This is a genomic window from Quadrisphaera sp. RL12-1S (assembly GCF_014270065.1).
Classification (GTDB): Bacteria; Actinomycetota; Actinomycetes; order Actinomycetales; family Quadrisphaeraceae; genus Quadrisphaera.
This window is the reverse complement of record NZ_JACNME010000012.1, coordinates 125,416-132,486: the sequence shown is the minus strand read 5'-3', so window position 1 is coordinate 132,486 and position 7,071 is coordinate 125,416. Positions and strand designations below refer to the sequence as shown.

Genomic DNA, 7,071 nt, shown 5'->3' with positions numbered 1-7,071 from the left:
GCCGATGGCGAACAGAGTGAAGGGGGCGGCGTTCAGCAGCAGGGCCAGCACGAGCAGGTGGGCCCAGGTGCGCCGGGTGCGGGGCAGGCGGGTGCGGGTGGTGGCGCTGATGACCAGCAGGGTCGCCGCGCCCAGGGCCAGGCGCCAGAAGGCGACCTGGACGGGGGTGAGTGCTTGCAGGCCGATGTGGATGAAGGCGAAGGAGCAGCCCCACAGCAGGGCCAGGGCGGCGAAGGCTGGCACCCAGCGCTCGGTTGTGGGCGCCTCGGCGGTCGCGGCTGAGACCGAAGGTGCTGACGTAGCCCCACTCTTGGTGATCATGTTTGGGACGGTAGGGCTGGCCCGGGTGCGGAATCACTCCGCTTTGCGCCGTCGTAGGCCGATCGCTGGTCGTCTCGTAGGCGAACCGCTGACCGCCCGCCTCGGGCCTCCTCGCGATGCGCTGGCGGTCGAGGCCGCTGTCCGTCGCAGTTGGGATCCTCACCCGGACGAGCGCGAGGAGTCGCTCCGCGCAATCCGCGCCGCGACCGCGCGGTGCAGCCCCTGGGAGACGGCGATCCCGATCAGCACCACCACCGCGCCCACCGGCTGGTTCCACCGCACGTGCTCACCCAGCACGCTTACCCCGACCACGGCAGCGACCACCGGGGTCAGGTAGGTGACGCTGCTGGCGGTGCTGGCCCCGGCGGCCGCCACGATGCGGAAGTTCAGCACGTAGGCCACTCCCGAGCACAGCGCTCCCAGCGCGAGCATCGCGATCACCACGGTCGGTGTCACGGGTGCTGTCGGGGCCGCGCCGGTGATCGCGAGCACCGGCAGCATCAGGCCCGCGGCCAGCAGCACCTGCGCGGTGGCCAGCGCGACCGGTCCTTCCCCGCTGCCGGCGAGGCAGCGCCGGGAGTAGGGGAAGGCGACGCCGTAGCAAGCCACTGCTCCTAGGCAGGCCAGCACGCCGGCCAGCTCGCTGGCGGCGAAGCCCCGCCAGGCGCCGAGGACGACGGCGACCCCGGCGAAGCCGATCAGCAGGCCGGTGGTGCGCGCTCGGGTGGGTCGCTCCTCGCGGAAGGCAGCCAGGATCACCACCAGGGTGGCCAGCGGGGTGGTGGCGTTGATGATCCCGGCCAGCACCGAGGACACGCTCTGCTGGCCGATGGCGAACAGGGTGAAGGGGGCGGCGTTCAGCAGGAGGGCCAGCACGAGCAGGTGGGCCCAGGTGCGCCGGGTGCGGGGCAGGTGGGTGCGGGTGGCGGCGCTGATGGCCAGCAGGGTCGCCGCGCCCAGGGCCAGGCGCCAGAAGGCGACCTGGACGGGGGTGAGGGCCTGCAGGCCGATGTGGATGAAGGTGAAGGAGCAGCCCCACAGCAGGGCCAGGGCGGCGAAGGCTGGCACCCAGCGCTCGGTTGTGGGCGCCTCGGCGGTCGCGGCTGAGACCGAAGGTGCTGACGTAGCCCCACTCTTGGTGATCATGTTTGGGACGGTAGGGCTGGCCCGGGTGCGGAATCACTCCGCTTTGCGCCGTCGTAGGCCGACCGCTGGTCGTCTCGTAGGCGGACCGCTCACCGAATGAAAGACAACCGGGCGCGGTTACTGCTCAGCCCTTCGCCAGCGGGGACCAGGGGCGTCCGTCGAAGTCAACGAACACGAGCTCTACGTCGACGACGCTAAGGACCTCAGCGACCGCCGCCCGGGCCGCAGTCTCCACCTTCGGCGCAGCGTCGGTCTCGGTGGAGAAGGGTCCGTCAGGTGTGTCGATAACAGCGATCCAGTGATCCGGCTCGATGTAGTCGACCTCGACGGTGAGGGTCATCGACGCGCTCCGTGGTCGAGGGTCGTTCACAGTCCCATCTTGTCCGGGCGAGGCATCAACGCGTGCGGTTAGCCAATGCCGACCGAACGCCGCCGTGCCTGTTGCTGGCGTCGACGTCGGTCCGGCCTCCGCTGCACACGGGAGCTGCAAGAGGCTGAGCCGTCGTACCAGCGAGGTGACCCCGCGCTGCGTCGCCCGACGACGACAGGAGCGTGTGCAGGTGTTGTCCGCGTCCGCGCGTCTGGCCCCTCGGTCTGTTGGCGCCGGTGAGAATCCAGGAGACCTTGCGCCGTCGACTCGGTTGCAGGGGCACCTCCCGCCAGTCGCCGATCTCGACAGGGGAGATCACGATGAACCCCGTGCCGACGATTCGGACCGGCAGGGCCCCTGCCCTCCTGACGGCTGCGATGTTGCGCGCATGAAGAGCCCCAGCGCTCTCCTCCAGGACCCGGCGCCTGCGGCGTCAGCGCCGGGCCGTTCGGGGGCCTTCGCCGTCGTAGTGCTCCGTGCTGCCGGCCTGGCGGCGCTGGTCACGGCGGTCGCCCTGGCATGGTGGACGCGGGACTGGGTCGAGCCGGTCGTCATCGCTGGGGTCGTCCCCAGGCGCTGGCACGCCGTCGGCGCAGCGGTGCTGATCGGGTTTGGGCTACTGGTCTGCGCGGCGCTCGTCAGAGCTGTCAGCGACGACCGGCTCCCCGAGGCGCCACGCCGGCCACTCCTGCGCCGGATCGCGGCAGGGGCGGTGACCACGCTGGCAGTGCTCGCCTCTGCGACCGGGCTCGCGGTGGTCAGCCTGTCTGATGCGGTGACGACCTTTCACGTCCTGGCACCAGCCAGCGACTCCGGATGCCGGGTGGTCGTCGCGGAGAACTCCTCGCTGCTGCTGGGCTCGGGAAGGGTGTACATGCTCCCGTCTGGGGCTCACCGTCCGCGTCTGCTGGCCTCTTACGGTGCTGATGACGGGTACCGCCCCATCAGCGCTGGGACCTACAGCCTTCGCTGGGACGCTGGCACCGCACACCTGGCCCTGTGGGGCACGCACGATCAACCGGTCGAGTACGAGGCACCGCCCCTGCCCTGCTAGCCGCCCCCGGCCCGGACGGTTGTCGGGGCGAGTTCGGTACGGACCGGACCGTGGCTGCCCCGCAGCCTGTTCTGGGCATCTCGCTGGCCAGCACCGCCCGCACGACACCCGCCGCCGGGCGGACATCTGCGGCCAGACAGCCTCCGGCGTCGCAGATGGGATCGCTGATCGCGCGGACTGGGACGTCGCCGCGAGCTGACCGGCGAGCTAGGGGCCGCACCTGGTGACGGCTGCTGATCGCCCTCGCCTCGCGCGTGGTGCGCCGTCTGCAGCCAGCTGTCACCTAGCCTGCGACAGGGAGGGTCCATGAGCGCACAGGTGTCACCCGCTGCTGCAGCGCGGTCGTCAAGGTCCACCGCTACATGGGCGGCCCTGGTCGCCGCAATGAGCGCCGCTGCGTGGCTGGTGTGGCTGTCCTGGGCCGATGACGAGCCGACGCTGGCCGCCTGGCAGGTCCTCGGAGTCATCGCCACCTTGATGTGCGCGGTGGTGGTCGGGGTGCCGCGCGTAGGCGCCTTGCGTGCCTGGGCGCTGACGGTCGTCCCCTTCGCCGCCTTCGGCGCCTACTCCCTCATCGGGAGCGACCCGCTGGGTGCCATCGGTGCCGTGGTGTGGATCGGACTGGTGGTGGTTGGGGTCAGCGCCATGGTGGGTCTTGTCGTGGGAGTCCGTGCTGTGGTGACGAGCCGCCGTTCGGGCCGCAGGGAAGCCTGATCGTCAGCTCGGCGACAGCACTCAGTGACCTGCGATCGGACGTCGTGGCGCTCCTCGACGGCGCTGGCTGCCGTCGAGCCCGCCATCCAGTAAGCGGGTCACTCTTGATGCGCTCATCCAGCTGGCCACCGCTGCCAGCCCCGCATCGGCCGCCAGCCCCAGCGCGGTCCGCAAGCGCGCATCGACGGCCTCGGCGCGTTCACCCGGGCTGGACTCGAACCGGAGGCAGGCTGAGCCTGCTCGCTACGGGCGAGGTCGACGTCTCTGCCGATGTCTCCGCCGAGGACCGCTGACCGCCCGCCTCCGTGCACATTGCGGCAAGCTGGCGATCGAGGCCTCCAGCTGTCGCAGATGGGATCGCTGCCCGCACTCTCGGAACCTCCGTTGCGCTCCTGGGTAGCGGGGGCCGCCGTCCGTCGCATATGCCATCGCCACCGAATGCCCCTGGATCGTCAGGGATTCCGCTGCTTGTCTGCCGCTACATGACAGGGCGATCGTCACCGGTCGGGTCGGTTGGCGCGTGCGTGACGCAGGACCCCGCAGAGGGTTCGTGGCCGCAGCCAGTCCCCACTGCGGATGATCGAATCGCTCAGTACCCGCCGACATCCCCGGCACCAGACTGTCGCGCCGAAGACCCACGAGACAGTCCAACCCATGCGAGAATGCAGCCGAGACGAACGTCGCTCCGATCATCGGTAGGTGATCGTGACTCCGCTGCCAAGCTCGAAGGCGAGCCGGTCCCGGACGAACCACGCGAAGGGCAGTGGAACCGGGTACGTCCACGCGGCGTTCTTGACGACCCTGCCCTCTGTGGTCAGGTGGCGGTACCGGGCGATCCCCTTCCACGGGCAGAGAGTCGTCAAGGGACTTGAGCTCAGCAGTTCAGTTCGAACGTCGGACGCCGGGAAGTAGACGTTTCCTTCGACGAGTCGTCCCTTGGTAGTCGTCGCGATGAGAGTCCCGTCAAGTTCTGCTGTTGCGATGATGTCGCGCACTGCTCAACTCCAACCTCTAGTGGGGGTAGGTGCCACGGCGCAGGCCGACCACATCGAGGATCACGACGCGACCGCGTCCCTGGCGGATCAACCCCGCCGCTGCCATGTCGCTGAGGACTCGGCTCGTGGCTTCACGTGTCGAGCCGATCACGCTCGCCAGCTGCTCATGCGTCAGCCTGATCGACGGTGCACGTCCAAAGCGCGAGCCTCCTGCCGAGGAGCCTTGGGACAGGTTCACGAGGGTGGCTGCGACGCGCGCGTGCAGAGGCTTCAGCGCGAGATCTGTCAGGCGGTCCTCGAGTTCGGCAACGCGCGCCCCCAGGAGCCTGGCCACACGGGTCCCGATGCGGGCATCAGCGAGCAGGAAGCGCTCCACGTCACGAACGCCCAGCTGACAGATCAGAGCGTCGTCCAGGGCTTCGGCGAAACTGTCATGCATCCGCTGGCCGATCAGGAGCATCTCGCCGAACACCGACCCTGGCCCCAAGATCGCGAGAGTGAGCGCCTTGCCGTCTTGGCTCACGCGGAACACGCGCACCCTGCCCGCCTTGACGATGAAGAGGGCGTCTGCGGTCTGGTCTTGGCTGTAGAGCAGCTGACCCCGGCGAAAGAGGCTGGCAGGGGCCATCTGGTCCATCGCCGCCACCTCATCGGCGGAGAGGTCGGCGAAGAGGTCCACTTCGGTCAAGCACGAGAAAGGATCAGCTGGGACCGCAGGTGGATCGAGGTCCAGACGCGGATCCGACGACGACGGCAGCCCGGGCACCTGCGCACTATCGCCCAACACGCTCAGCCCCGCGCCGCAGCATCGCGACCGAGATCGCGGCAAGCACCAGTCCGAAGATCACATGCCCCATCAGCGACATCACCGTCGTCGCTCCGAAAGAGAACACCGCCATCCCCATCATCAGCGGCATCGCCAGCAGTGGCCCGACGACCCACAGCACCACGCCCCAGATGGCGCCGGCGACGAGGCCTGCTCCCCATGAGCTGAGCCAGCGCCCAGCGAGCAGCGCGAAGACCACGCCGAACACGACCGAGATGACCATGTGCATCGCGAAGCCGACAACAGCCGACGACGAGCCCACCATCGACGCGATCATCGTCAGCATCCCCATCATCGACATCAGTGCGCCGAACACCAGCCCTCCGCCGATGCCTCCCAGCGCCCCGGCGAGCAGCCGGGTCCCCAGGCTGTGTCGCGCCGCCGTCGCCCGGTGGGTGGTCGTACTCATGTCCCGCTCCATTCGTGAGTGCCGTTGGTGGAAGGGACGCTAGGAGGCCGCCGTGCCCCGCTTCTGTGATCGACCCCACAGAGCGCAGACCTCCGGTACCAGGACACCGCGGCGGTGAGTGCGGTGAGCACCGCTGCTCCGAGCCGCGGCGGCCAGGCTTCGAGAAGCGCACAGGACGGCTTGGACCGTGGGGCGGCAGGCGCACAGCGCGGACGACAGCACGGGCGACACGTCGAACCAGGGCGATCGCGTCCGCTCTGCTCAGACCACCGTGTCAGGCGACGGCGAACAGGGCGCCGATCTGCGGTGCCGCGTCCTCGCCCGTCACGCGGGAGCAGAGGCAGCCGGCCGCTCGGGCACCGTGGTGCGGCGCCAGGACGCTGCGACTCCGGGCGCAGGACGAGATGGCCTGAGGTCCCGTTGCCGAGCCACGGTGTCGCCGGAGCAGGAGCAGTTGCCGGACGCATCGAAGGGCCTGCACGAGGTCGTCGCCATCCGCCCGGTCGTCCACCACCCGCCCGGACAGCGAGGGCCCTCACCGGCTCCACCGCTCAGGGCCGGCGGCAGGCGCGCGGGAAGGTCAGCGGAAGACCTCGTGCTCCTGCCGGGTTCCCTCCGTGTCGCGCCACAGCGGTACGACCCACGACACCCTCGCGAGGAGCTGCGCATGTCCCGAGTGCCCGTCCACACCCCTGCTGACGCCCCCGAAGCCAGCCGCGACGCGCTGAAGGGGCTGCAGGCCCGTTTCGGCACGGTGCTGAACATCCACGGGGCGATGGCCCACTCCCCGGTGGTGCTGCAGTCCTACGTCGCCCTCCAGCGCGTCATCACCGACCTGGGCACCTTCGACGCCGCCACCCGCGAGGCCATCGCGCTGGTCGTGGGCAACGTCGACGACTGCACGTACTGCCAGTCTGCGCACACCGTCTCCGCCGTGCGGGCCGGGTTCACCCAGGAGCAGACGGTGGCCATCCGGACCGGAGCGGTCGACTTCGACCCCAAGCTCGAAGCGCTGCTGGCGCTCGTGCGCGAGTCCGCCGGAGCCAAGGGCAACGTCGATGACCGCACCTGGCAGGCGGCGCTGGAGGCCGGCTGGAGCGATGTCGAGCTCACCGAGGTCTCGGTCCACATCGCCTTGAACCTCTTCACCAACCACTTCAACCACCTGGTGCAGACCGACCTGGACATGCCGCTGGCGCCTGGCCTGTGAGCCCCCGCCCCGGCGGGGACACCCAC

The 7,071-nt window shown here is 69.8% G+C and carries 9 protein-coding genes; 3 read left to right on the top strand and 6 right to left on the bottom strand.

Annotation, left to right across the window (positions count from 1 at the left end):
* The 3 genes from H7K62_RS18020 to H7K62_RS18010 all read right to left on the bottom strand — a co-directional run.
* Window positions 1-243: EamA family transporter (locus H7K62_RS18020; RefSeq protein WP_222437828.1), on the bottom strand; the 243-nt coding region annotated here is incomplete at its 3' end.
* Window positions 244-480: 237 nt separating this feature from the next.
* Complete coding sequence (locus H7K62_RS18015) at window positions 481-1,389, bottom strand: DMT family transporter (protein ID WP_222437827.1); 909 nt, start codon at window positions 1,387-1,389, stop codon at window positions 481-483.
* 202 nt (window positions 1,390-1,591) lie between these two features.
* Window positions 1,592-1,807 carry a hypothetical protein gene (locus H7K62_RS18010; protein WP_186721081.1) on the bottom strand — a complete coding sequence of 72 codons (216 nt, stop codon included), beginning with the start codon at window positions 1,805-1,807 and terminating at the stop codon, window positions 1,592-1,594.
* Between the two features lie 418 nt (window positions 1,808-2,225).
* Here H7K62_RS18010 and H7K62_RS18005 point away from each other — a divergent pair, with 418 nt between their 5' ends.
* The gene (locus H7K62_RS18005; protein ID WP_186721079.1) at window positions 2,226-2,891 is read left to right on the top strand and encodes a hypothetical protein; all 666 of its coding nucleotides are present in this window, start codon (window positions 2,226-2,228) and stop codon (window positions 2,889-2,891) included.
* 384 nt (window positions 2,892-3,275) lie between these two features.
* Window positions 3,276-3,605 (top strand): hypothetical protein, encoded by a 330-nt coding sequence (locus H7K62_RS18000; protein WP_186721077.1) that lies wholly within the window; start codon window positions 3,276-3,278, stop codon window positions 3,603-3,605.
* A gap of 689 nt (window positions 3,606-4,294) precedes the next feature.
* Here the strand turns inward: H7K62_RS18000 and H7K62_RS17995 are convergent.
* The 3 genes from H7K62_RS17995 to H7K62_RS17985 are packed head-to-tail and all read right to left on the bottom strand — an operon-like array spanning window position 4,295 to window position 5,835.
* Window positions 4,295-4,600: a DUF427 domain-containing protein gene (locus H7K62_RS17995; protein WP_222437826.1), complete on the bottom strand. Its 306-nt coding sequence runs from the start codon at window positions 4,598-4,600 to the stop codon at window positions 4,295-4,297.
* A gap of 16 nt (window positions 4,601-4,616) precedes the next feature.
* Entirely contained in the window at window positions 4,617-5,366 is a 750-nt protein-coding gene (locus H7K62_RS17990; RefSeq protein WP_222437825.1) for a Crp/Fnr family transcriptional regulator, read from the bottom strand.
* Between the two features lie 7 nt (window positions 5,367-5,373).
* Entirely contained in the window at window positions 5,374-5,835 is a 462-nt protein-coding gene (locus H7K62_RS17985; RefSeq protein WP_186721075.1) for a V-type ATP synthase subunit I, read from the bottom strand.
* A gap of 667 nt (window positions 5,836-6,502) precedes the next feature.
* On the opposite strand from H7K62_RS17985, the gene H7K62_RS17980 reads away from it, so the two are divergent.
* Window positions 6,503-7,045 carry a carboxymuconolactone decarboxylase family protein gene (locus H7K62_RS17980; RefSeq protein ID WP_186721074.1) on the top strand — a complete coding sequence of 181 codons (543 nt, stop codon included), beginning with the start codon at window positions 6,503-6,505 and terminating at the stop codon, window positions 7,043-7,045.
* Window positions 7,046-7,071: the final 26 nt, after the last annotated feature.

Coding starts and splice junctions, on each gene's coding strand:
- H7K62_RS18010 (WP_186721081.1), bottom strand. CDS start 1,807: ATGACCCTCACCGTCGAGGTCGACTACATCGAGCCGGATCACTGGATC.
- H7K62_RS17985 (WP_186721075.1), bottom strand. CDS start 5,835: ATGAGTACGACCACCCACCGGGCGACGGCGGCGCGACACAGCCTGGGG.
- H7K62_RS17980 (WP_186721074.1), top strand. CDS start 6,503: ATGTCCCGAGTGCCCGTCCACACCCCTGCTGACGCCCCCGAAGCCAGC.
- H7K62_RS18005 (WP_186721079.1), top strand. CDS start 2,226: ATGAAGAGCCCCAGCGCTCTCCTCCAGGACCCGGCGCCTGCGGCGTCA.
- H7K62_RS18000 (WP_186721077.1), top strand. CDS start 3,276: ATGAGCGCCGCTGCGTGGCTGGTGTGGCTGTCCTGGGCCGATGACGAG.